This window comes from Pedobacter ghigonis (genome assembly GCF_903166585.1).
GTDB classification, from domain to species: Bacteria; Bacteroidota; Bacteroidia; order Sphingobacteriales; family Sphingobacteriaceae; genus Pedobacter; species Pedobacter ghigonis.
Map to the genome: position 1 here is coordinate 1 of NZ_CAESCM010000010.1, position 23,482 is coordinate 23,482.

21 protein-coding genes are annotated in these 23,482 nt (G+C 39.5%); 7 read left to right on the top strand and 14 right to left on the bottom strand.

The window, feature by feature from the left end; genetic code table 11:
* Positions 1–222: 222 nt before the first annotated feature.
* The 6 genes from HWV58_RS14785 to HWV58_RS14810 all read right to left on the bottom strand — a co-directional run bounded on the left by HWV58_RS14785 (position 223) and on the right by HWV58_RS14810 (position 8,703).
* Positions 223–2,598: an outer membrane beta-barrel family protein gene (locus HWV58_RS14785; RefSeq protein ID WP_175634844.1), complete on the bottom strand. Its 2,376-nt coding sequence runs from the start codon at positions 2,596–2,598 to the stop codon at positions 223–225.
* Entirely contained in the window at positions 2,599–5,043 is a 2,445-nt protein-coding gene (locus HWV58_RS14790) for an N-acetylmuramoyl-L-alanine amidase (protein ID WP_175634845.1), read from the bottom strand.
* A gap of 9 nt (positions 5,044–5,052) precedes the next feature.
* On the bottom strand, positions 5,053–6,615 hold the full coding sequence (locus tag HWV58_RS14795) for a M56/M15 family metallopeptidase (RefSeq protein WP_175634846.1): 1,563 nt from the start codon (positions 6,613–6,615) through the stop codon (positions 5,053–5,055).
* Positions 6,612–6,980, bottom strand: a complete 369-nt coding sequence (locus HWV58_RS14800) for a BlaI/MecI/CopY family transcriptional regulator (protein ID WP_175634847.1) — start codon at positions 6,978–6,980, stop codon at positions 6,612–6,614. Before HWV58_RS14800 ends, HWV58_RS14795 begins: the two co-directional genes overlap by 4 nt.
* A 261-nt stretch (positions 6,981–7,241) precedes the next feature.
* A complete protein-coding gene (locus HWV58_RS14805) occupies positions 7,242–7,916 on the bottom strand; it encodes a DUF1345 domain-containing protein (RefSeq protein WP_175634848.1) in 675 nt (224 codons plus the stop codon).
* Positions 7,917–7,920: 4 nt separating this feature from the next.
* Positions 7,921–8,703: an O-methyltransferase gene (locus tag HWV58_RS14810; RefSeq protein WP_175634849.1), complete on the bottom strand. Its 783-nt coding sequence runs from the start codon at positions 8,701–8,703 to the stop codon at positions 7,921–7,923.
* A 44-nt stretch (positions 8,704–8,747) separates the two neighbouring features.
* Here HWV58_RS14810 and HWV58_RS14815 point away from each other — a divergent pair, with 44 nt between their 5' ends.
* Together HWV58_RS14815 and HWV58_RS14820 are read left to right on the top strand one after the other, a co-directional pair.
* Entirely contained in the window at positions 8,748–9,611 is an 864-nt protein-coding gene (locus HWV58_RS14815; protein ID WP_175634850.1) for a transglutaminase-like domain-containing protein, read from the top strand.
* Between the two features lie 61 nt (positions 9,612–9,672).
* The gene (locus tag HWV58_RS14820) at positions 9,673–10,743 is read left to right on the top strand and encodes a glycoside hydrolase family 18 protein (protein ID WP_175634851.1); all 1,071 of its coding nucleotides are present in this window, start codon (positions 9,673–9,675) and stop codon (positions 10,741–10,743) included.
* 90 nt (positions 10,744–10,833) lie between these two features.
* Here HWV58_RS14820 and HWV58_RS14825 read toward each other — a convergent pair whose 3' ends face one another.
* From HWV58_RS14825 to HWV58_RS14860, 8 genes are all read right to left on the bottom strand, one after another.
* Positions 10,834–11,316: a CAP domain-containing protein gene (locus HWV58_RS14825; RefSeq protein ID WP_175634852.1), complete on the bottom strand. Its 483-nt coding sequence runs from the start codon at positions 11,314–11,316 to the stop codon at positions 10,834–10,836.
* 185 nt (positions 11,317–11,501) lie between these two features.
* Positions 11,502–12,329, bottom strand: a complete 828-nt coding sequence (locus HWV58_RS14830; RefSeq protein ID WP_175634853.1) for a glycoside hydrolase family 16 protein — start codon at positions 12,327–12,329, stop codon at positions 11,502–11,504.
* Positions 12,330–12,715: 386 nt separating this feature from the next.
* The gene (locus HWV58_RS14835; RefSeq protein WP_175634854.1) at positions 12,716–13,519 is read right to left on the bottom strand and encodes a DUF4595 domain-containing protein; all 804 of its coding nucleotides are present in this window, start codon (positions 13,517–13,519) and stop codon (positions 12,716–12,718) included.
* A gap of 39 nt (positions 13,520–13,558) precedes the next feature.
* The gene (locus tag HWV58_RS14840) at positions 13,559–14,473 is read right to left on the bottom strand and encodes an alpha/beta hydrolase (protein WP_175634855.1); all 915 of its coding nucleotides are present in this window, start codon (positions 14,471–14,473) and stop codon (positions 13,559–13,561) included.
* Positions 14,474–14,482: 9 nt separating this feature from the next.
* A protein-coding gene (gene prfB / locus HWV58_RS14845) for a peptide chain release factor 2 (RefSeq protein ID WP_124560552.1) occupies positions 14,483–15,557 on the bottom strand; the annotation gives its coding sequence in 2 pieces (ribosomal slippage) (positions 14,483–15,496 and positions 15,498–15,557; 1,074 coding nt in all).
* Positions 15,558–15,792: 235 nt separating this feature from the next.
* The gene (locus HWV58_RS14850) at positions 15,793–17,097 is read right to left on the bottom strand and encodes an amidohydrolase (protein WP_175634856.1); all 1,305 of its coding nucleotides are present in this window, start codon (positions 17,095–17,097) and stop codon (positions 15,793–15,795) included.
* Positions 17,098–17,220: 123 nt separating this feature from the next.
* Positions 17,221–18,411, bottom strand: a complete 1,191-nt coding sequence (locus tag HWV58_RS14855) for an NHL repeat-containing protein (protein WP_175634857.1) — start codon at positions 18,409–18,411, stop codon at positions 17,221–17,223.
* A gap of 64 nt (positions 18,412–18,475) precedes the next feature.
* Entirely contained in the window at positions 18,476–18,982 is a 507-nt protein-coding gene (locus HWV58_RS14860; RefSeq protein WP_175634858.1) for a hypothetical protein, read from the bottom strand.
* Positions 18,983–19,143: 161 nt separating this feature from the next.
* Between HWV58_RS14860 and pgi the strand changes: the two genes are divergently transcribed.
* From pgi to HWV58_RS14885, 5 genes are all read left to right on the top strand, one after another.
* The gene (gene pgi, locus HWV58_RS14865; RefSeq protein WP_175634859.1) at positions 19,144–20,790 is read left to right on the top strand and encodes a glucose-6-phosphate isomerase; all 1,647 of its coding nucleotides are present in this window, start codon (positions 19,144–19,146) and stop codon (positions 20,788–20,790) included.
* Positions 20,791–21,045: 255 nt separating this feature from the next.
* Complete coding sequence (locus HWV58_RS14870; RefSeq protein WP_175634860.1) at positions 21,046–21,402, top strand: hypothetical protein; 357 nt, start codon at positions 21,046–21,048, stop codon at positions 21,400–21,402.
* Between the two features lie 11 nt (positions 21,403–21,413).
* Positions 21,414–21,956: a YceI family protein gene (locus tag HWV58_RS14875; RefSeq protein ID WP_175634861.1), complete on the top strand. Its 543-nt coding sequence runs from the start codon at positions 21,414–21,416 to the stop codon at positions 21,954–21,956.
* 3 nt (positions 21,957–21,959) lie between these two features.
* Positions 21,960–22,910: a DUF5777 family beta-barrel protein gene (locus HWV58_RS14880; protein ID WP_175634862.1), complete on the top strand. Its 951-nt coding sequence runs from the start codon at positions 21,960–21,962 to the stop codon at positions 22,908–22,910.
* A 54-nt stretch (positions 22,911–22,964) separates the two neighbouring features.
* The gene (locus HWV58_RS14885) at positions 22,965–23,417 is read left to right on the top strand and encodes a QcrA and Rieske domain-containing protein (protein WP_175634863.1); all 453 of its coding nucleotides are present in this window, start codon (positions 22,965–22,967) and stop codon (positions 23,415–23,417) included.
* The last annotated feature ends 65 nt before the right edge of the window (positions 23,418–23,482 follow it).

Genomic DNA, 23,482 nt, shown 5'->3' on the forward strand with positions numbered 1-23,482 from the left:
AGATTCTAAAAGGCAAAAAAGAGTGAGGCAATATCTCCGTGAGAACATACTATAAGAAGTTGTTTGGGCACAAATCAACTCTCACTCTTTTTCACTTAAATATGTTAAATTTATTATTTTTAAATTTCACAACAAACATAGGAGGCACAGAAAACACTGAATTCACCTCCCCAATCTCACATCGTACATCTTCCATCTCACCTCTTACATGTTACATCTTCCTTAATTATTCCTTCTCCTTTCCTCCTCATTCCCCATTTTTCTATCCTGTTGCTTAATTTTTTCGTTACCAAAATTATAACGGAAAGTAATGCGCAACTGGCGGCTATCGTAATAGTTATTGTATTCCTGACTGATGTTGTTAACGAGGCTGCTAAAACGGTAACGGTTTGTTTTTAAAACATCGCTGGCGGTAATGCCCAACTGTATCTTTTTATTAAGCAATAAAGTTTTAATGCCCAGATCAAGATTATATTGGCTCTTATTTTTATTCAGCCCATCGATTGTTGGAAACTGGTACCAGAAACTTAGCTCACCCAAAATGGTTTTCGATTTGTTAAAAACAAACTGGTTAAGGGTTGAGAAATAAGCCCCAAATCCGTTCAGGTTATTTAAGGTTTGTACAATGCTGGAATGAGATGTATTGTAAAAAACATCTAACTGATTGATACTTTCCCAGCTCTTCACCACATTAAGGGTAACAGCATTACTCAATTGGTAATGATAGCCTGTTATAAAATTAACCGGTTTGGAAGCCTGGATGTTCGTGGAGGCATCAATAAAGTTAACATCATTAAACCCATTTGAGGTTTTGCTGAAAGACAACGAAGTGCTGTACCGATGATGCGTATAGGAAAGCTCGATGTTATCGTTATAAGATGGCTGCAGAAATGGATTACCTTGCGCATAAGCATACTGATTACTGTACCAGCGGAAAGGGTTTAATTTCCGGTAAGCAGGCCGGTTAATGCGGCGGCCGTAATTAATCGAAAACGTGTTTTTATCGTTTGCCCGGTAAGTAATATAAAGCGTTGGGAAAAGCCTGAAATAACTATTCTCGTTTTGCTCATTAACCGAAACCCCTTCAATATTGGTATACTCTCCCCTCAAACCAGCCTGAAAATCCCATGTGTTGATGCTTTTATTGAAATTAACATATATAGCCTGCGTGTTTTCGCGGTAGTTGAAGCGGTTGCTTTGAGCCTCATCAATTTGATAGGCTCCATTACGTATTTTATAGAAAGTCAGATCGCTCTGATTTTCTATAAAGCTGAGTTTTGCCCCTAGTGCTAATTTAAAGGTTTTATAAGGTAAATCTGCATCAGCAGTTAAGGTATATAAATTAATACCCTGCTTACTGCCCGACAAATATTCGGCAAATGAATTTGGAATAAGCTCACCATCCCGAAAAAAGCTGGTATTGTTAAAAAACCTGTCCTTATCATCACCGTACTTAAACCAATCGGCATTAATGATGAGCTGCTTCCCCGTCGAATCCAAAACCTGTTTGAAGTATAGGTTGGCCGAGTGGTAATGCGACCTGATTTGGGCATTGGCATCCGAGTTCAAAACCGAATCTAAATTGACTGTTTGGTTATAAATATTGGTCTTAATATTTTCTTCTGAATGGAAATTGGTCAAACCTCCGCTATAGGATGCGCCCAGCCAGGCTTTTTTAGCAAACTGATAATCCAGGGCAATTGATCCGCTGGGTACTGTTCTAAAATTCCGGTCTTTATTCACAATGTTCCAGGTTTGCGCCGGATAAAAAACATTGCTCTGCTCAAAGGGCACAATAGATCCTTTTCTGAGGTTAACGTTTGTATTTACCGCAATACGGTTTTTCCGAAAGCCGAGATTTCCCCCAACAGCTCCGGTGAAATAAGCAGCTTTGGTAAGCGATCCATTTAACGCGCCCTTAAAACCCTCAGCATTAACTTTTTTCAATACAATATTAATCAGTCCGTTATTTCCCTGTGCATCGTACTTAGCCGGCGGATTGGTAATAATTTCGATTTTGGCAATATTATCTGAAGAAATTGATTTTAAATAGTTTGATAAATCATCGCCTGATAGTTGTATCAGCTTATCATCGATCAGCACACTTACGCCCCCCTTTCCTACCAGCGAAACCTTATCATTTAGTACCCTTACTCCAGGAACTTTTGATAGCAGCTCGAGTGCATCGCTTCCAACAGCAGCAATGCTATGTTCGGCATTGAAAACTATCCTATCGGCCTTCCTTTCTAATAATACCTGCTTTGCTGCAACCCGAATTTCGGCAAGTGTTTCCTCAGCGGCAAAAAGCTGTATATTAATAGCGGTATCGGCCGATAAATTTAAATTCCTGTTGACAGTTTCAAAATTAATCGCCGAAAAACTAACCGAATACTGACCGCTATTCAGTTTTCTAAAATGGTAAATACCCAAACTATCTGTCTGCGTATAGTTTATCCGGTTTTGAGGTCCGAAAATTTTAACGGTAATAAAAGGCAAAGCTTTAAAATCCTGACCTGCCACTTTGCCTGAAATACTAAACTGAGCGCGGGAGGGTAAAACAGAACATAGTGCAAACAAAAAGAAAAGAAATCTCAACATCTAGTGTTTAGAACCAGCGCCATACAATCTGGTCTTTGCTGTTGTTAAATTGAAAAATAAACTATCAGCTTTAATAACCATATTTTCACCCGACATAGTTGCCTTATGCACCATTACCGAATTGTTATGCTTGTTGTAAACAATTTTATCCCCCGATAAAACAACGTCCTTATATATCATTTTAGCATTTCCGAATAAGGATACAACAGATTTATCGCGACTCATCTTAACAGAGTCTTGCGCACTATAATGTACTTTTACATCATCATTATAATCCTTCCCGGAAATCGAACTGATCAATTCATCAAGATCATTGAAAGTCTTCATTTCTCCATTACCACTATCGAAACTAAAGCCACCTTTTTTTAGATTAAAAGTAATGAGATTAGATTCCAACCGGTAATTATCCTTTGAATTTGTAAAAGAAGCATTTTTTGCTACCATTGTACCGTTTATTTCATCCAGTTCAACATATTTAGCTTTTAACTTGTTATTGTTGATATCAATTTCCGCATTCTCCATGATGGAAACTTTCTGCTTTGCATTGCCTGTAATTTTAGAAAAGGAAATAATTCTGGGGACTACTGCTTTATTCAGCGTTGCTCCGTCGGTTTTGATTTCTAAGGTCTTAACATCAGGCTGTAAAACAAGATAATCCGAATCAAACCAAACTTCAGCTTTATTTATTTTTGCAACAAAATCATCTCCTGCTTTATAAGCTGTTCTTTTCATAATTGCAGGGTTAATATATACCCGGTATTTGGTTCCCTTGGCATTAAGGATAAAACCATCAACCCGCGGGTTAACCATCCCAAAGCTGTGTAGGCTCTCTATCTTACCCGAGATGGTTCGTTTTCCTATTTTAGCTGCTTTTATTTTTAATGTGCTATACTTTTCTGACTTTAACCATGCCTCATATCTTCTCCCAAACGAATCGGCTTCTTTTTGTCGCACTGCACGTACCTCGTCTGAAGGTGTATATTTTTTATACTGCATAATGCCTTCAACAATCTTACCGGCAAGTAAAGTCTGTTTACCATTATCCGTAATAAAATTAAAATCAGATTTATTGGTTAAATACCCCAACACAATAACAATACCTGGTTTAACACTGCCGTCTATTAGTACATTTTTTGTCGATTGTGGCTTATTACTTACGTTTATTCCCTCAATGTTTTTAATACTTTTATAAATATAGTAGGTCATGGAATTAGCCTTGGGCAATTTAAAATCTCTTTCATAAGTACCGGAAGTGAGGAATTTCAATCCATTTTTAGCAGTATCCCTATCCGCACCTAATTGTAAGGAAATCAAAAAATCACCATTTACAGCAGCCCTTTCCTCTATATTTGGATTTTGATTGGCCGTATGGGTAAGTATTACTTTTAAGCCTTTGGCTTCTGCTGCTATTTTAATTTCCTTAGCAATGGCCAGCGTTAATTCTTTCTCTTTTTTGTCTCCAACTATTGCGCCCTGGTCTGCTCCGCCGTGAGTGGCATCAATAACCAAGGTGAATGTCTTTTCCTGCATCTTTTCTTCCAGGAAAACAGGGGTTACTTTAATGGTAAAACCCCAAATTAACAGCAGTCCAACTGGCAGTGCTAACAAATAGCTTAACTTCTTCATACTTGCGGTTTTTTGATTAAACAACATTTTAATCCGATCTTTAACCGGGCTTTTTACAAAATTGTGGATCAGCGGGATATCACTTTTGCTTACTGCCAGTTTCAGTAATAAACTGGCATAGGCCTGGTTTCCAAAATCGGCTGAGGTAATTTCATCGGCTTCATACTCGTGTACCTGCTCTAAAGCTTTATCATAGAGGTAAACAATAGGATTAAACCATAAAAGAGATTTGAAAACCATCAGGATAATTTTATCTACAGAATGGTATTGCCTGGCGTGCACCTGTTCGTGTTTAAGCAAAACCGCGAAATCAACATCACTCAATTGATCAGCATCGATAAAAACATAGCTAAAAAAAGAGCAATTGGTAAAGCCCTTTGTTTTGGGTACCAGCTTTAAGCCTTCCTTGTTTTTAACTGAACCTTTGGTATGCCTCAATAAGCTAAATAATCGCCATAAACAGCTTAACAATAAAAGCGAAGCTATGCCTGCATAAGCGTAAGATATCAGCATCGACCAATCCATATTAGCCTCCGCTTTTTGATCGTACTCCAGCATTACCGGCTGGATAAGCTGAGCAGGAGCAAGACTTACCGGTTTTAATTCGGGTACGTTGGCCGGGATTTCTGTTTCTACCACGGTTATTTCGCGCTTAACTTCAAATTGCAAAGCCGGAATAACAAAACTGAGCAATAAAGTAGCCAGCAGGTAAAAACGGTTAATTTTAAAGAAAGTGAGCTTTCTTAAAACAACCACATAAAACCCAAAGAATAATACCGTGCAGGCAGTAACTTTAAGCAGATAGGTTAACCATTCCATAACCCTGATTTAGCAGCCACGTTGTGAAAAATCTACAAATCCATCGAGGATCAGGTTACTCATCCTGCGGATATTATTTTCCTGACTGATATATTCGAGGCTTTTCGCATCGGCTATATTCCCCATTTCGATCACCACCGCAGGCGCTTTCGATTCGCGCAGCAAATAGAGATTGGCTTCTTTTAAAGCTCCCCTAACCGGCAAACCTTCCAGTTTATTCAGCTTACCTAAAATACCTGCGCCAAATTCTTCTGCAACCTTAATATTTTTGTTCAATTTAGAAACATACACCTCCACACCATTAAACGGAACCTGCCCGCCAGTTTTTACGCCAGCACTATGGTGAACAGATATAAACGCTGTTACAGGCTGTTGAGGCAAGCGATCGTGAAGAGCAAGATATTCATCCTTATCTCTGGTGAGCAATACTTTTATCCCCCTTCGTGAGGCTTCTTCTTTTAAGATTTTAACCACGCGTAAATTCAGGTCTTTTTCTCTTTGCCCGTTTAAAGCTGTGGCGGCAGCATCTTTACCACCATGCCCGGCATCAATTACCAATACAGGTTCTACTTCAATAAAAGCAGGACGTGCTTTCGGATTAACGACTATACTACTCTTTAAATAATTCAGCGCGTAAACATTGGGTTTTTTGGGCGCATCGGCAGAAGCCTGATTCGTAGCCAATGTTTTTTCGACAATAATTTCTTTGCGGTTGATAAATGCCATGCAGCAGATCAACAATACAGGCGCAACGGCTAAATAAGCCAGCCTTTTCAGCTTTGCATTTGGTTCTTTGTACAACATCATAATTCTATTTTTTAAGGGTAACTTACTGAAACTGTTAACAGCCAGGTTTTGACAAGGCATTGCCAGATTTAAAAGCAGCGAGGCATACACTTTTTTATCGGCTACACGCGATGTTTCCCTATCGGCCAGAAATTCGTGGTTATGGTCAATGGCATTGCGCCAGAAATAAACAACAGGGTTAAACCACAGGACAGCTGTTACCACATTAGCCAAAAGCTTATCTAAAATATGTAACTGCTTTACATGTACCGATTCGTGTTTAATAACCAATTCTTTTTCTTCAAATGGCAATGATGAATCGACAATAATCTGGTTAAAAAAAGAGCAGTTTTTAATGTCAGAATGGCGATCAACTAAAAGAATGGCTCCGTTTCTATTGGTAACATGTTTGCGCAACTGAAACCGGATCCGCACCATCATAAAAAACATCCTTAAAATAAAAAAGGCAAGAATGGAACAGTAAACATAAGTTAGCACCTCATTCCAGCTAATCGTTGTGCTGGTAATAGCCCCTTCAGCTTCGGTATCCTGCTCTGTAAAACCATCATTCGTATATCCGATTTTAGTTGGAACCTCCTGATTGTTCCTCAGCACTTCGCGCTGGCTTTCTATCGTTAGCACAGGAATGCTAAAACTCAATACGAGCATCAATAACAGATAAACCCGATTGAGGTTAAAAAACGTAAGCCTGGCCAGCAAGAAATGATAAACAGCAAAAAACAATGCTGTACATGCCGAAACTTTAAGGAGGTAAATTAAAATCATGACCGGTCGTTTTGGTTAATTAACTGTTTGATTTCTTCTATATCTTTTTCACTTAGCTTTTCTTCTTTTACCATGAATGATAAAAGGCTGGCCGGAGAGTTATCGAAATACCCTGAAAACAGTTTCGAGAAGGTAGTTTTGGTGTACTGATCTTTTGTTATAGCAGGAAAGTATTCGTAAGTTTTACCATAGGCCTTGTAGTTTACGTAGCCCTTCTTTTCCAGCAAACGCACAATCGACGAAATGGTATTGTATGGCGGCTTAGGCTCATCATCCAGCTCGTCAATAATATCTTTTACAAATGCTTTCTGCAGTTTCCATAAAACCTGCATAATACGCTCTTCTGCTTTGGTTAATTCTTCCATAACCAAATCTATAACTTATTTTTCAGTTTTACAACTTAAAAATAAGTTATACGACTGAAACATCAGTTTAAAATAAACAAACGATTGATTATCAAACAAATAAAATGTAATTACACAATTTAGAGATCCTTCACTACGTTCAGGATGACAGAAGAGAAAAATAACAACCTACTTAGATGCGCTAAGGTGTCTTAGGTGGTCGAAAAGAAATGATGGCTTAAGCCCTGCTTTGTTGCACTCCGGTTGAGATGAAGTTATTTCTTATTTGCTTAAACCGGCAACCGCATTAATGGTAAGTGCCACAATTACGGTATTGAAAATAAAGGCGATTAAACTGTGTAGCAGCGACAATCTTCTGATGGTACGGTTAGAAATCTCGACATCCGAAACCTGAAAAGTCATGCCCAAAACAAAAGAAAAATAGGCAAAATCGATAAAATCAGGCTCATCATCGCCCGGAAAATCGAGGCCAGAGCCAACTTTATCCGATTTTTGTTGCTTCTTTTTATCGACATAATACAAATGGGCATAGCGCATGGTAAAGGTAGTATGTACCAAAAACCACGATAAAAACATCCCCAGTATCGCAATTACTAAATCCAGGGGTTCAATATCTTTGTTAATGAGCAATAAAATTACCGCCAGCAAACCGGCAAAGGTAGAAACCACTACAATCGCAAAAATTTCGCCGCGGGTTTCATCCTGCATTTTTGCTTTTAAATGGGTTTCGGCAGCGGAAGTATGAAAAAACATGTACCAGTGGAGGACGATAAGAACCAGGCAAAAAATATCCCACCCGAACATAATGTGCGTGAGGGCATCCATTTTGCAGAGAAGCGAAAGCAGGTAAGCAGCGATTCCCGAAAAGAGGCTGAGCAGCAAAATAAATAATGCCGATCGTTTTTGAATACCTGCTAATTTCGGTTCTGCCTGCATAAATCTAAAACTTAAGTTTAAAATGTTCTTTAGCCTGCCCTTTCTTAAAATAAACCAATCCGATCCAAAACAAATCGATGGTTACGGTAACATCGGGGTGGTTTTTAATTTCTGTCCAGGCTTCTTTCATTCCTTCGCTCCAGTAAATATCGTCAAAAATCAGGAGCGAATCTTCATTAACTTTTGGCAGGCACCATTGGAAGTAGTTCAAGGTAGCATCTTTACGGTGGTTACCATCAATATAAACAAAATCCAGGCTGGGTTGGTGCGCAATAATATCGGGTAAAATTTCATCGAAATTCCCCACATGCAGTTCAATATTATTTAAATCGAGCGCATCAAAGTTCTTCCTGGCTACTTCGGCAGTTTGCGGACAGCCCTCAATGGTAATAATCTCAGCGTTGGCATTTGTTTTGGCCAGGTATGCTGTGGTAATGCCCAGACATGTACCCAGTTCTATCGCACTTTTAGGATTGGTATTTTTGGCCAGGCGATAAATAAGCTTGGCTAAACGCGGACTTTTTAATGCATTTCTGGCAATCTGGCTTACCTTTTTTGTACGGTTTTTATTCAGGTGAGAGCCCGCACCGAGGTCTGTAACCGTGATTATGGAATCGTCATTAAAAAGTTTTTTTCGCTGTTCTTCTATGTTTTTGTATTCAGATTTGTCGGTAAAATCGTAAATTACCTCATCAGCGAGCTTATACACAAATGGCGAATGCGTTCCGTGTCGGCTCTTTGCTGTTAAACGGTGTTTAAGGAAATCTGTAATAAATTGAAATAGCATAATATTGCAAAAGTAATTAAACGCCGCAAACGTATGTATGTTTTATGGAAAATATCGCAGAGATAAGTGCTTTAGTAAAATTGCTGGATGATCCTGACGAGGAAGTGTACCACCATGTAGAGAAAAAACTGCTGGAATATGGTGGTGAGGTAATCCATTTTTTAGAAAATGCCTGGGAACAATCGTTCGATGGCCTGATGCAGGAACGCATCGAAAATATTGTTCATCAAATTCAGTTTAAAACCGTTAAAGAAGATTTAAACCTTTGGTATTTAAGTGGTGCCTTCGATTTATTGCAGGGCGCGCTGATTATTAACCGCTACCAATACCCCGATTTGGATGAGCAAAAGGTAATTAACCAGATCGAAGACATAAAAAGGGATATTTGGCTGGGCCTGCAATATGAAATGAGCTCGGTTGAGAAAGTAAAACTGATTAACCACGTTTTATACCAGCAATACGGTTTTGGGGGTAACACCAAGAACCATCACGATCCACAAAACTCTTACCTCAATCAGGTACTGGAAAGCAAAAAAGGCAACCAGATTTCTTTGGCGATCATTTATTCGACCCTGGCCCAAAAGTTAGATTTGCCAGTGTACGGTATTAATTTGCCGCAGCATTTTATTTTAGGCTATATAGACGATAGCAAGCAGGAAGGTACCGAATATGGTGTGCTTTTCTATATCAATGCCTTTAACCGGGGCAATATTTTTGGCAAACACGATGTAGATCAGTTTTTACGTCAGCTTAACCTCGAAGCTTTGCCCGAGTATTACAAACCTTGCAGTAATACCGACATCATCCGTCGGGTAATCAGAAACCTGATTTCGGCTTACGAAAATGCAGGGGCAACAGAAAAGGTTGCCGAATTAAATGAATTACAAAATATCTTAGCAGAAAAATAGCCTTTAAATCCCTTAGCCTGTGTACAAAAAGATCTGTAACCTATCCAAAATTTGCCTGTTAATGGCATTATTTTTTTTCACCGGCAGCCTAAAAGCGCAAAAAACAGTTAAACCCAACGTTATTGCTTACTACACTGGTCAGGGAGGATCGGTTATTGACAGTTTTCCGATTGAGAAAATAAGTCACCTGATTTACAGCTTCGGGCATTTAAGAGGGGATAGTTTAAACATCAGATCGGCCAAAGATTCGGCTTTGATTGCGAAAATGGTCGAGCTGAAAAAACGTAATCCCGATTTAAAAATAATGATAGCCATGGGTGGCTGGAGTGCCTGCAAAGACTGTTCGGAAGTATTCAGCAGAAACGAAGGCCGGAAAACATTTGCCAAAACTACCAAAGCACTTTTAGATTTTTTTAAGGCCGACGGTATAGATATCGATTGGGAATACCCTGCAGTTTTAGGTTACCCCGGACACAGGTACACGCCTGAAGACAAACATAACTTTACTTTGTTGATTAAGGAATTAAGGAACAAGCTCGGCAAAAAAGCCGAAATTAGTTTTGCCGCCGGAGGTACTCAAAACTGTATCGATTCTTGTTTTGAATGGGATAAAGTAATGCCGCTGGTAAACCGGGTTAATGTAATGAGTTACGATCTGGTAAGCGGTTATGCTACGGTAAGCGGCCATCATACGCCTTTATACTCTACAGATAAACAACAGCTATCGGCCGACTATGCCGTAAAATCGTTAATTGGTTTGGGTGTACCTGCACATAAAATAGCGCTTGGTGCTGCATTTTATGCCCGTATTTTCGAAAATACCACCGATGCTAACCAGGGCCTTTACCAACCCACCAAATTTATCCGCGGTGTTTCTTTTAAGAACTTTAAAACCACCTTTACCGAAGCTGATGGCTATACTTATTATTGGGATGAGGTAGCCAAATCGCCATATTACTACAACCCCAAAAAACTACACCTGGTTACTTTCGATGATCCCAAATCAATTGATTTAAAAACCAGATATGTTATCGATAAAAAGTTGAACGGCATTATGTTCTGGGAGCTTACAGATGATGCTTATAGCAATGGTTTGCTGGATGTAATTGATAAAACGATAAAAGGGATTTAAATCTCAAATTTTGAATGGTTAAATGTTGAGTTCCGAATCAAAAGTCTAATTATTCAAAATTCAATCACTTATTCCTTCAACATTAATTCACTAGTGCGAAACACCAAAAGTTACCACCCAGTAATTTTGTGCTGTACCTGCACCCGCTTCCTTACTTTTAGCATCCATCATGGCTTTGCAATGGCTTACGCTGTTTTTCCATGCGGCTACCACTTCATCTGCCCTGCTATAACCTTTGGCCAGGTTTTCTGACCTAAATTCACCCGAATAACCGGCATTTACAACACGCTCTTCGGGAGTACCACCTTCAGGCGACAGGTGATCAAAATAGTTTTTCTGCGCCATATCTTTTGCATGTGCTACTGCAGCATTTTGCAATTGGTTATTGATAGCCAGTTTAGGAACAGGAGGCATGTATTCTACTCCACAATTACATCCACTTTGCCTCAATAAGTTAATTTTATCAACCAGCAAAACAACCCCATTTCCTGGCTGAACCACCTCATCCTTTTTACACTGTAGCAATAAAATACCAGACAGTAAAAACCAAAAAATAATTAATCCGTTTTTCATTTCGATTATATGCAACAAAGGAGGAAACTAAAAAGCTTCCTCCGTAAATAATTTTTGTTCAATATGTTAATAAACTGTTTAAAAATTCACTAGTCTATCAGGTGCGTGAGGACACTCACCTGTAGCGGCGCATTGGGCGGCATCTCCACGGCCCATTTGATATTTCGCAGAAATTTAAACAGTTTCTAAAAGGCACGTTCCCTACCCAGGTAAATATTTTTTCCGGTGTATAAGGTATTGCCACCCGGACCTGGTGAGCCACTATCGCCCTCCATTTGCATGTTGATAATTAACCACATGGGTTTATTTACCGAATTGCTCATGGTATGTTTGGCTACCCAAACATTATCAATATAATAATGGCAATCTACATCATTAGCGCTCACTTTGTTGTACCAACATTTGTAATTGTGGTACGAGCCAGCATTAGAAACCGCTGTAAGTTTGTTTTCCCAACCACCGTCGTAGGTATTTTGCCAGTTGGTGTTACTCCCTTTAAACTCCATAATATCGCTTTCAGGGGGCCATGAGTTTACGCCTGTAATCCAAAAAGCCGGCCAGGTACCTTTTACGGTTGGTACTGCAAAATCGCCTGATATGGTATAACTCGGAAACTGATCGTTAATTACGACCTGTTGTTTGGCGTGGCAGGCACCCGAATTGTACCAGATAGCTACATTGGTAAAGCCATTGGCCGTGCTGTTTCCAGGCGAAGTGGCTAAACGGGTAGCTTTTATGGTAAGTACTCCACCGCTTAACGAAATCTGATTATGGTTTGAAGTACTGCCCACCATACGCGCCGAACCGTTATGATCGGTACCCCATGGATAGTTATAATTCCATTTTGCCTCAAAATTAGCATAGCTGGCAAAAGAGTTGCCATCAATTAATGTTTCCCAGGCTTTTACCTGAGCTTTTTCTGATTGAACTTCTGCCTTCTCTTTTTTACAAGATAAAAGCGCGGTAAACAGGCATACCAATAGCAGGCACCATTTCATTGTTTCTTTTCTCATTTTTTTTGAATTAGGTAAATATTTGGTTAATTGTAAAGACTTCACTCCTGACCTTAACCAGATAAAAACCTGAAATACAGCAAGATTAATAGCCTAAAACTATAAATTCGCTTGTACTTTAATCCTGTAATTTGGTTAGATCATTGCAGCACATCAGGCCTAATACCGACGCGCTTGTAAGCAAATCTATACAGACTACTACTAAAAAATGAGGGACTAAATAGTAAAAATAGAGTGGTAAAATGAGCGTTTTTACCCGATTTCGCCAATAAAACCGGATAACCATGTTCTTTAAACCATTATCAGCTACGCCAGGTTGCATAGCTTGTATAAAACAAAAGCCTGAACATAAATGATGATCAGGGCTCTCAACAATTGTGTAAAATTTATTTACAGTTATAAGTTAAACTAAAGGATGCTGTAGACTCATCTGTTGTGCTTCCGCCCATTTTTGTTTGAGTTTTGATAACAATTGATGTTGCATTCCCCTTAGCATCAAAAGCATATGTATATTCCTGAACATCCACAAGAACAGAATTAGTTGAACTTGTAACCGATTTCTTAAGTACATTTTTGGATGCTTTCCCAAAGTAATTACCAGGTAAATAATCTACAATAGTCGAAAGCGGATCAGCCATCTCGTAAGCATTTACCGCAACTTCACCCGAATATTCATAAGTGCTTGTTTCCACACTTCCATCCTCGGCATAGGTTACTTTTGTTTGTGCCAAATTACCACCTGTGTAGCTAAGTTCGGCAGTAGAATTCAGGCTATTTCCTAAATAGCTTTTAACAACTGTTAAATAACCATCTGCATTATAAGTGTAGTTTCTCGTGGCGCTTACACCAGGAAAAAAATCGGACATATAGCTGGAAACAGCTTTCCCGTTTGCCAGAGTGAGTTCTGTTTTCTCGCCACTTTCGAGCGTGCCGGTAATTTTTGTAGTAGAATAGGTATAAACCATGGTTTCACCATCACTGGTTGCACTGATTAATTTACCTGAAGCATCATATTTATAGCTGATTGTAAACTCGCCCAATACACCAAGGTCGGTTTTTAAGCTGGCCAGTTTACAACCATTTCCTCCATTCGGATCGGGAAAGGCATTCCAGTCAATTTCTTTTTTACAACTTGCTATAGTAAGAATAGCAACAAGAGATACCATCAGGTATTTCACCGTTTTTTGCATGGTGTTTTAAATTAAGAGGTTAAAATATCAGCAAAGATATTAAAATTTCTCTTTCTTCATCCAGTTACTCAACAGGTTAAACCAATCTACATCCGAAGTTTTATTGATCAGGCCAAATCCATGTCCGCCGTTTTCGTACAAATAGATCTCGCTATCAACCTTATGTTGTTTTAATGCTTCGTTCATTAGAACACTATTGGCATAGGGTACTGCTTTATCATCTTTTGCATGCACAAAGAAAACCGGAGGTGTATTCTTATTTACATGCTTATTTGCCGAAAAATAATGTTTTAAACTATCAGCTGGATTAGCGCCTAACAGGTTTTTCATAGTCCCTGCATGTACTGATTCCTCAAAGCTGATAACCGGATAAATCAGGGCAGCAAAGCTAGGTCTTAAGTTTAATTTTTCAGGATTGGCAATTTTAAGATCGTTGTAATGGGCTACCAGCGTAGAAGCAAAATGTCCACCCGCCGAAAATCCCATTATCCCTAACCTATTGGCTTTAATTCCGTACTTTTTTGCATTTTTCTTGACCAGATAAATGGCCTGTTGTGCATCCTGTAGCGGCCCATAGGTTTTATCAATCATTATTTCATCGCTCGGCAAACGATATTTCAATACAAAAGCAGTTACACCAATGGCATTAAAACGTTTGGCAACATCGGTTCCTTCGTGACTAAAAGCCAAAGCACCATAACCACCACCTGGGCAAATAATTACAGCTGTTCCGGTTGCAATTTCTTTTGGTGCAACAAAAACCGTCATGGTAGGTACCGATACTTTGGTAATGCTCAGCGTACCGTTGCTGCGTACTTCGGTATGTTCGGCATAGGTTGACGGTGTAGTTTTTGCTCCCGGAATATCGCCTGCGTATAAAGGAATTACTTCTTGTGCTCCAGAATAGTTAACAGCCATGAACAGTGTGATGATTAAGGTGACGAACTTTGTCATTTTCTTGAATTAAAATTCCATTAAATATGCTTTCAAAAAGTCGTTGATATCGCCATTTAAAACAGCATCGGGATTGGAAGTCTGATAGTTGGTACGGTGATCTTTCACACGTCTGTCGTCTAAAACATAACTCCTGATCTGCGAACCCCACTCTATCTTTTTCTTCGATCCCTCTACCGCAGCAATGGCTTCGTTACGCTTGCGTTCTTCAATTTCGAATAACTGCGATTTAAGCAAACGAATGGCATTTTCTTTATTCTGCAACTGTGATCGCGACTCCTGATTTTTAATAATAATGCCCGATGGTTTGTGGTACAAACGTACTGCCGTTTCAACCTTGTTTACGTTTTGTCCGCCGGCACCACCAGCCCTAAAGGTTTCAAACTCAATATCGGCCGGGTTAATGTCAATCTGAATGGTATCATCAACCAGGGGATAAACATATACCGATGCAAACGAAGTATGTCTTCGCGCGTTCGAATCGAAAGGAGATATCCGCACCAAACGGTGAACCCCATTTTCGCCTTTTAGGTAGCCATAAGAGAAATCGCCGTCAAACTGAAGTGTTACGGATTTAATCCCCGCAATCTCCCCTTCCTGACTATCCTGTTCGGTAATTTTATAGCCGTTTTTCTCACCCCACATCAGGTACATCCGCATCAGCATGTAAGCCCAATCGCAACTTTCGGTACCACCGGCACCAGCAGTAATCTGCATTACAGCCGAAAGCTGATCTTCTTTACTGCGCAGCATATTTTTAAGTTCCAGATCTTCTACAGCCTGTTTACTGATTTCGAATTGATCTTTCATTTCGGCTTCCGAAGCATCTCCGGATTGGAAAAAATCGAACATCACAGCTCCATCCTCAACCGCATTATGGGTTTGGTTAAAGCCATCAGTCCACTTTTTCTTTGCACTTATTTCTGCAAGTATTTTTTCTGCTTTTTTAGGGTCGTCCCAGAAATCGGGCGCCATGGTTAATTTTTCTTCTTCGCGAATGGCGTAAAGTAGCTCATCAACGTCAAAGATACCTCCTTAGAGACGTTACTCTGTCCCTTAAATCCTGAATCTGTTCTTTGGTCATGAAACAAATATAGCAACTTTTTAATCTCTCTTTTGCAGTAAAAGATTGCTATATAGTTTCATTGTTGAATTGTTAGGTATATGCAGGTAACAATTGGGCAATTAACAATTCAACAATGACGAACGAATCAACAAGTTTAACGATTGAAACCAGTTAACCGATTAACCTCTATACAGTTTGCAATATGCAGTTTGCAGTCCCTAATGAACTAATGACTATTGAACGAATGAACGACTTACTTCTTCATTCCCATATAATCAAGCGTTAGATTAGCCAGCAACTTCACCCCTAAAATAAAGCCGCTTTCATCGAGATAAAAATCGGGGGTATGGTGCGAAGGTGCTTTTAAAGGATCGTTACCTTTAGGCATGCCTCCTAAAAACACAAACAAGCCCGGTATTTTTTCCTGAAAGAAAGAAAAATCTTCGGCACCTGTAACAGGTGGTTTCAGCTTTACATGCTCTTTACCTGCGGTTAACTGCATGCTTGGCAGCATTTTTTCGGTAAGTGCAATGTTGTTAAAGGTAACCGGATAATGGTTACTGTAAGGAATCTTTACCACAGCGGTTGCTCCGCCGGCCTCAGCAGTTTTAGTGGCAATGGTTTTAATCCGCTCAATAAACATCGCTTCATCCTCCTTACTGAAATTACGCACTGTACCCAGCATCTCTACTTTTTCGGGTATGATATTAGAACGTACACCACCATTAATTGCACCTATAGTTACTACACCTGGATTTTCGGTTACATTTAAATTGCGGCTTACAATGGTTTGCAGGTTGTTGATAATCTGCGCAGAAATTACCACCGGGTCGATACTGCTCCACGGATAAGCACCGTGTGCCTGCTTACCGGTAACCGTAATTTTCATATCGTTTACAGCGGCCATTGTTCCGCCGGGGCGGTAAGTTACATCGCCCACTTCAGTTTGAGAATTAATATGCAGACCAAAAATCACATCTACTTTAGGATTTTCCAATACACCTTCTTTGATCATTAGTGCTGCCCCGCCTTCATCTCCTTCGGGCACCCCCTCTTCGGCAGGCTGAAATATAAATTTCACCGTTCCCTGAATATCTTTTTGCATACCAGCCAAAACCTCGGCAACGCCCATTAAAATAGCCATATGACTATCGTGCCCACAGGCATGCATTACGCCTACCTCTTGCCCGTTATATTGAGTTTTTACTTTTGATGCAAAAGGCACATCTACCCGTTCGGTAACAGGAAGGCCATCCATATCGGCCCGTAGTGCTACAACCGGTCCGGGTTTGCCTCCTTTCAAAATACCCACCACGCCGGTTTTGGCTACGCCAGTTGTTACTTTAATGCCTAAGGACTCCAGATGTTTAGCAATTATACCTGCTGTTCGTACTTCGGTATTGCCCAGTTCAGGGTGTTCATGAAAGTCACGTCGCCAGTTAATCACCTTCTGTTCAAGCGCGTCGGCTTTTTTAGCGACAGCATGTCGCAAGGTTGAATTTTGAGCAGCAGCATTTAAGGCAAATAACGAAAGGCCGATCAGGTATAGTTTCTTCATGAAAATAAATGGTTTAAAGTTTAGCAGCCCTAAGCTAATCAATTTTAAGGAGAGAGGGAATGCAGTGAAACACAAAAGCCACTCCAGATGTGGAATGGCTTCTCATAATAATGTTGAATGCAATTAACCCTTTTTAAAGATAATGATCTTTCTAGCGTACACATCGCATGCTATAACATCGCCATTCGGAGCAACAGTTACATCAACTAAATTTTGAAATAAACCGGTTCCGATTTTTTCCTGGACATCGCCATTCTCATCTGATTTAATAATGAATCCTTCGGCATTAGCTAGAAATAAATTGTCACCAAATGCCCTTATGCCGTGTATGTAGCCCTTAGCACCATAGATCTTTAAGAATTTCCCTGATTTATCAAATACCTCAACGCGGTTGTTCCTTGTATCAGAAACATAAATTTTGTTTTTGAAATATGCAATTCCGAATGGAGCATCAAAATCACCATCCGCTTTGCCCTGTTTTCCAAATTTCAAAAGCAGATTCCCATTTTGATCGTACTTTTTTATTCTATGATTTACACCATCCACAATCCAGATGTTCTGTTCATCATCTATTGTTAAGCATTCAATATTCCCGAAATTAGTATCCCCCGAACCATAAGTCCCCCACTCTCTAATTAATTGCTTATTGGGGTTAAATATTTGAACATAGCTGCTACTCTGTGTTCTGGTGGCAATATAATTCCCATTATTAAAAAATGCTATTGCCCTGGCTGCAGAACCTGAATAAAACTGTTCAATAAAACTGCCTGTAGCGCTAAACTTTAAAACCCTGTTTGCTCCTTCATCACTAACATAAATATTACCAGTTTTATCTACTTCAACATGCATGGTAAAATTAAACTGGGTAGCCCCTGATCCTTCCGAACCAAATGAAAAGGCTTTATAATAATTGAATGCTGAAGTATACCCAAAATCTGCATCACTAAACCTGCTAAAAGATTTGGGATTATTATAAGTTCTAACCTTATAAAAGTTTTTAGTTAATGACTTACTAATTGCTATATCATCAAAAGTTGTATCATTTAATTCCTTTAATAAAGTATACTTTTGTATTGCATCATCAAACTTGTACAACTGATATTTCTGAGCCAGTGGCATTGGTGTCCAGGATACTGTAATTCGAGTACCATAAACACCTTTGGTGGCTTTTAAATTTATTGGCCTATCTACATCTAGGGTATCAATAATTCTTAAAGTATCGATTTTAGTCATTCCTTCTTTTTCACAGGAAGAAAAAAAGAAACAAGAAATAAATAAGCAACAGGCTGCCAGGAGTGAGAGCGTTCTAAACATATTTTATTTTTTTGGTAAAGATACTTATTTCGATGTGTTTCAAAATAAGTCTCTGAAATTCATTTTACCCAAACATTCCTTTCAGCTTATCCATAATACCACCTTCACCAGCCTGACCACCTTGTTGCGATTTCCCGCCGTTGAACATGCCAATTACATCGCTCACATCAAATTTGCCATCGTCGCCACCTAAACTACCCAAAACATCTTTAAGGTTAAAAGAACTATCGTTCGGATCGTTTGTTTTCTGGGTAAACTTAGCAATCAGGCCAGGGATAATACTCGCGGCTAAAGATTTTGCGGTATCGGCATTAATGCCCAAGCCACTTAATTTATCTATAAAACTACCTGATGCCTGTTCGGCTACCTGCGTTCCTTCGGCCTTATTTCCGTTAAAAATATCGGTAATTGCACCAATATTGCCTGATGATAGCTGATCTTTCAAGGAATCAAAAATGGAGCCCGAAGCAGCCTGAATAACCGCTTCATTTTTTTCATTGGGAATAGCGGCATTATTTACAACGCTTTCCTGTACGTTTTCACGTACCATTTCATTTAAGTTTTCTAACATAATGGTAGAGTTAATGGTAAAACAATAGATGGTTAGTTAACAGGGACGTTGATATTAAAGTTACACGCTTTATTTGAGATTTAAAATTCTTAATGATTTTTGAACACTAAAAAGACCATTTTAAATTTTTGCTTTATTACTTTTACAAAAAACCCAAGATTATGTTACCTAAAGTAAATTTCACAGAAACTGAGGCCTACAAATACTTAGCCGATCATTTTATAGATATTAATCAGAAAAGCATTAAAGATCTTTTTGCTGAAGATGCAGATCGTTTCAATAAATTTTCTGTTTTTTTTGAGGATATTTTACTCGATTACAGTAAAAACCGCATTAGCGACGAAACATTAGCGCTATTAATTCAATTAGCACGCGAATGTAAACTCGATGAAGCCATTAAATCGATGTACAGTGGCGATAAAATTAACGAAACGGAAGACCGTTCGGTGCTTCACATTGCTTTACGTAACCTAAGCAATACGCCAATTTTGGTTGACGGCAAAGATGTAATGCCCGATGTTAATGCAGTATTGGCTAAAATGGAAAAATTTAGCAATAGCATCATCAGCGGCGAATGGAAAGGTTATACCGGCAAAGCCATTACCGATATTGTGAACATTGGTATTGGTGGTTCAGATTTGGGCCCTGTAATGGTTACCGAAGCTTTAAAACACTATAAAAATCATTTAAACATTCATTTCGTTTCGAATATTGATGGCACACACATTGCCGAAACTTTAGCTGGATTAAATGCAGAAACCACTTTATTCCTGGTAGCTTCTAAAACATTTACCACACAAGAAACCATGACCAATGCACATTCTGCACGTACCTGGTTTTTAGAAAAAGGTGCTAAAGAAGGTGATATTGCCAAACACTTTGCGGCATTATCAACCAATGCGAAAGATGTGGCTGCTTTTGGCATCGATACCGCAAATATGTTCGAGTTTTGGGATTGGGTTGGTGGCCGTTACTCTTTATGGAGCGCTATTGGTTTATCTATCTCATTGAGCATCGGTTTCGATAATTTTAAACAATTGCTTGCTGGTGCACATGCAGCCGATAATCATTTTAAAAACGCCGAATTTGAAAGCAATTTGCCTGTAATATTAGGATTATTAGGTGTTTGGTACATTAATTTCTATAATGCCGAAACACAGGTTATTTTACCTTACGACCAGTACATGCATCGCTTTGCAGCTTATTTTCAGCAAGGCGATATGGAAAGTAACGGTAAACATGTAGATAGAAACGGTAATGAAGTGGATTACGAAACCGGTCCGATTATCTGGGGAGAGCCAGGTACAAATGGTCAGCATGCCTTTTACCAGTTGATACACCAGGGCACCCGGATTATCCCTGCCGATTTTATTGCACCGGCACAAAGTTTAAATCCGTTAGGTGATCATCACCCGATCCTTTTATCTAACTTCTTTGCGCAAACAGAAGCTTTAATGAACGGTAAAACCGAAGAAGAAGTTATTGCTGAGCTTAAAAAAGAAGGTAAATCGGAAGAGGAGATCCAAAAAATTGCACCTTTTAAAGTTTTCGAAGGTAACCGTCCAACCAACTCTATCTTGTTGAAAAAAGTAACCCCTTATACTTTAGGTAGCTTAGTTGCAATTTACGAACATAAAATATTTGTACAAGGCATTATCTGGAACATCTTTAGTTTCGATCAGTGGGGTGTTGAGCTGGGTAAACAATTGGCCAAGAAAATCCTTCCTGAACTAAACGGAAATGAAAAAGTTTCGAGCCATGACAGTTCTACCAACGGATTGATTAACCAGTATAAAGCCTGGAGATAGGCTAAACAAAAATCATTTTTGATGAAGTCCCCGACGTGTAAAAACGATCGGGGACTTTTTTTTGCAAAAAAATATGGGTTTAGGGCAACCTTTCCAAAATCCCTGCCGTAATACAATTAAGAAACTTAATTAACAAAACGTGCCATTAACCCTTTATCCGGTAATTGAAGCTTCCGCTAATAGCAGCTTTAATCAATAACCAATTGATTGAAGCATGACGAAGAAAACAGATTGATTATTCGCTAAATCACCACTATGAGAAAAATAACCCTTTACTTATGCATTACTGCGTTCAGTTTAACGCTTTTTGCCTGCTCGAAGAAACAAGCCGATGAGCTTACTGAAAGTAATCCGAATGGAGTAACTACCGATAATGTAAGCTATAACAATTACGTAGGAGCCCTTTTAACCACAAAATGCAATAACTGCCATGGCCCCGGCGGCGTCCAGCGGGGATCGTGGGCCTTTAACGGAATTCAATCGGTTATTGCCGACCCTCGGGTAAAAACCAACACCCTTGTAACCATGACCATGCCAGTGGGTGGCAACTTAACAGCAAGAGAGAAGCAATTATTAACTGCCTGGTACGATAGAGGAATGCCAGCAAACTAAATAGGAAAGCCATGAAAAAACTACTGATCACGCTTATTCTGGTTTCGGCGTTTGCAGCCGTTCACGCCCAAATGCTTATCAGCAAAGATGTAACCATCTCTTTCTTCTCTAAAGCACCAATGGAAGATATTGATGCAACCAGCAAAACAGCTGCTTCGGGCATCAATGTTAAAACCGGCGAAATAATCTTTAAAATCAATAACAACAGTTTCCAGTTTAAAAAGAAACTGATGCAAGAGCATTTTAATGAGAATTACATGGAGAGCGATACCTATCCCACTTCCGATTTTAAAGGTAAAATAATCGATCCAATTGACTTTTCTAAACCCGGAACATACAACGTAGCCGTAAAAGGTAATTTACAGATACATGGTGTAAGCAAAATCTATCAAACCCAGGCTAAAATTACCGTTACCGCCAGCGCTGTTACGGCAAGTGCAGCTTTCAGGGTTAAACTCGAAGATCACAAAATCAAAATACCAACCATTGTAATTGCAAAAATTGCCGAAGTAGTTGATGTTAAAATCAATGCCGTTTATTCTACAAAAAATTAAGTCATGATGAAAATTTACAGCACACTATTAATCATGGGCCTGGGCCTATCTTCAACAGTCTTTGCACAAGATTCGTTAGAAAAAGCATTGCAAATGCCAGCAACAAAAACCAGGGTGAGCGCAACTTTTAAATCACCAAAGTTGATTAACATCCAAACCAACGAAACCATTTTTAAAAACGAGCTCGATTTTAGGGTAGATCACCGCTTTGGTGACATTGCGGGGCAAAGCGGGGGCATTAAAAATTTCTTTGGACTGGATCAATCTACTGATATCCGTATTGGTTTTGAATACGGAATCAGCGATGATCTTTCTGTTGGCATTGCCAGGGCAAAAGGTGCAGGTCCGGCTACTCAGTTGTATGAGGGAAACCTTAAATACCGGTTGTTAAGACAAACCAGTGATGAAAAAATACCGGTAAGCGTTACCCTGTTTGGCAGCACCACGGTATCGGCAGTAAAAGCCAGTACCGATCCTACTTCAGCTATTGCATACAGCGATTTTCAAGATCGGCTTGTGTACGTAGTTCAGGCGGTAATTGCGCGTAAGTTCAGCCCAGGTTTTTCGATGTTAATCATGCCATCGTATGTACACCGGAATTTTACCGTTTTTGGCGATCAGAATGATCTTTTTGCCCTTTCGGTAGGTGGTCGTATTAAAATCACCAAACGCATGGCATTTGTAGCCGATTACACCTTACCTTTTAGAGACGATACCAAAAAGGCTTACCTCGAAAACCTTTGGGGCAATAAATATTACAATACACTAGGTGCAGGCTTGGAATTCGAAACCGGCGGGCATATTTTCCACCTCAATTTCACCAATGCAACGGCCATACAGGAATCGCAGTTTATAAGCGATACCAATACTTCATGGACTAAAGGCCAATATCGCTGGGGTTTTAGTATTGCCCGCAGGTTCTCTTTCGATAAGAAAAAAGAAAAAGCCCAGTAATTTAAGTACCGCTGATAAACATTGTTAATCTTAAATAAACTAACTAAAAAAATTATGGAACGTAACGAATTTATCAAATCTTTAGGCTTGGGTGTTGCCATGGTATGCACCGGAGCCTGTTTTTCTGCCTGTGGCAAAAAGAGCGATTCGCCCGAACCCAGCAAACCAAATGGTGGCGGTGTTCCCCCAGGTACAACAGCCAGTGTTGATCTGACTACGCAGTTACTCACCGTAGGTGCATCACTTGTAGTAAGCGGGATCCTGTTTATCAGAACGGCAACCGGAAATGCATCTACTTCATTTGTAGCTACGCAAGCGGCCTGTCCACACCAGGGCGGCGCATTAAGCTTTATTCAGGCCAGCAATTACATACAATGTGCTTTGCACAGTTCGAGATACACCACAACGGGCAGCATTTTAGCTCAACCAAACGATGGAGGGACTACCAGTGCATTAAAAGTTTATGCATTAACGGTTTCGGGCAATACCCTTAGCGCAACAGCTTAAAAGATTGTTAGGGTAACCGGAGATATAAGTTTGTCACGTTGAGCCTATCGAAATTCTTTAATACA

Bases quoted from the DNA above. Each gene is read 5' to 3' on its own strand.
- HWV58_RS14810 (WP_175634849.1), bottom strand. From the start codon at position 8,703: ATGCTATTTCAATTTATTACAGATTTCCTTAAACACCGTTTAACAGCA.
- HWV58_RS14820 (WP_175634851.1), top strand. From the start codon at position 9,673: ATGGCATTATTTTTTTTCACCGGCAGCCTAAAAGCGCAAAAAACAGTT.
- HWV58_RS14870 (WP_175634860.1), top strand. From the start codon at position 21,046: ATGAGAAAAATAACCCTTTACTTATGCATTACTGCGTTCAGTTTAACG.
- HWV58_RS14840 (WP_175634855.1), bottom strand. From the start codon at position 14,473: ATGACAAAGTTCGTCACCTTAATCATCACACTGTTCATGGCTGTTAAC.
- HWV58_RS14830 (WP_175634853.1), bottom strand. From the start codon at position 12,329: ATGAGAAAAGAAACAATGAAATGGTGCCTGCTATTGGTATGCCTGTTT.
- HWV58_RS14855 (WP_175634857.1), bottom strand. From the start codon at position 18,411: ATGTTTAGAACGCTCTCACTCCTGGCAGCCTGTTGCTTATTTATTTCT.
- HWV58_RS14815 (WP_175634850.1), top strand. From the start codon at position 8,748: ATGGAAAATATCGCAGAGATAAGTGCTTTAGTAAAATTGCTGGATGAT.
- HWV58_RS14850 (WP_175634856.1), bottom strand. From the start codon at position 17,097: ATGAAGAAACTATACCTGATCGGCCTTTCGTTATTTGCCTTAAATGCT.
- HWV58_RS14825 (WP_175634852.1), bottom strand. From the start codon at position 11,316: ATGAAAAACGGATTAATTATTTTTTGGTTTTTACTGTCTGGTATTTTA.
- HWV58_RS14880 (WP_175634862.1), top strand. From the start codon at position 21,960: ATGATGAAAATTTACAGCACACTATTAATCATGGGCCTGGGCCTATCT.
- HWV58_RS14860 (WP_175634858.1), bottom strand. From the start codon at position 18,982: ATGTTAGAAAACTTAAATGAAATGGTACGTGAAAACGTACAGGAAAGC.
- HWV58_RS14785 (WP_175634844.1), bottom strand. From the start codon at position 2,598: ATGTTGAGATTTCTTTTCTTTTTGTTTGCACTATGTTCTGTTTTACCC.
- pgi (WP_175634859.1), top strand. From the start codon at position 19,144: ATGTTACCTAAAGTAAATTTCACAGAAACTGAGGCCTACAAATACTTA.
- HWV58_RS14835 (WP_175634854.1), bottom strand. From the start codon at position 13,519: ATGCAAAAAACGGTGAAATACCTGATGGTATCTCTTGTTGCTATTCTT.
- HWV58_RS14795 (WP_175634846.1), bottom strand. From the start codon at position 6,615: ATGATTTTAATTTACCTCCTTAAAGTTTCGGCATGTACAGCATTGTTT.
- HWV58_RS14790 (WP_175634845.1), bottom strand. From the start codon at position 5,043: ATGGAATGGTTAACCTATCTGCTTAAAGTTACTGCCTGCACGGTATTA.
- HWV58_RS14805 (WP_175634848.1), bottom strand. From the start codon at position 7,916: ATGCAGGCAGAACCGAAATTAGCAGGTATTCAAAAACGATCGGCATTA.
- HWV58_RS14885 (WP_175634863.1), top strand. From the start codon at position 22,965: ATGGAACGTAACGAATTTATCAAATCTTTAGGCTTGGGTGTTGCCATG.
- HWV58_RS14800 (WP_175634847.1), bottom strand. From the start codon at position 6,980: ATGGAAGAATTAACCAAAGCAGAAGAGCGTATTATGCAGGTTTTATGG.
- HWV58_RS14875 (WP_175634861.1), top strand. From the start codon at position 21,414: ATGAAAAAACTACTGATCACGCTTATTCTGGTTTCGGCGTTTGCAGCC.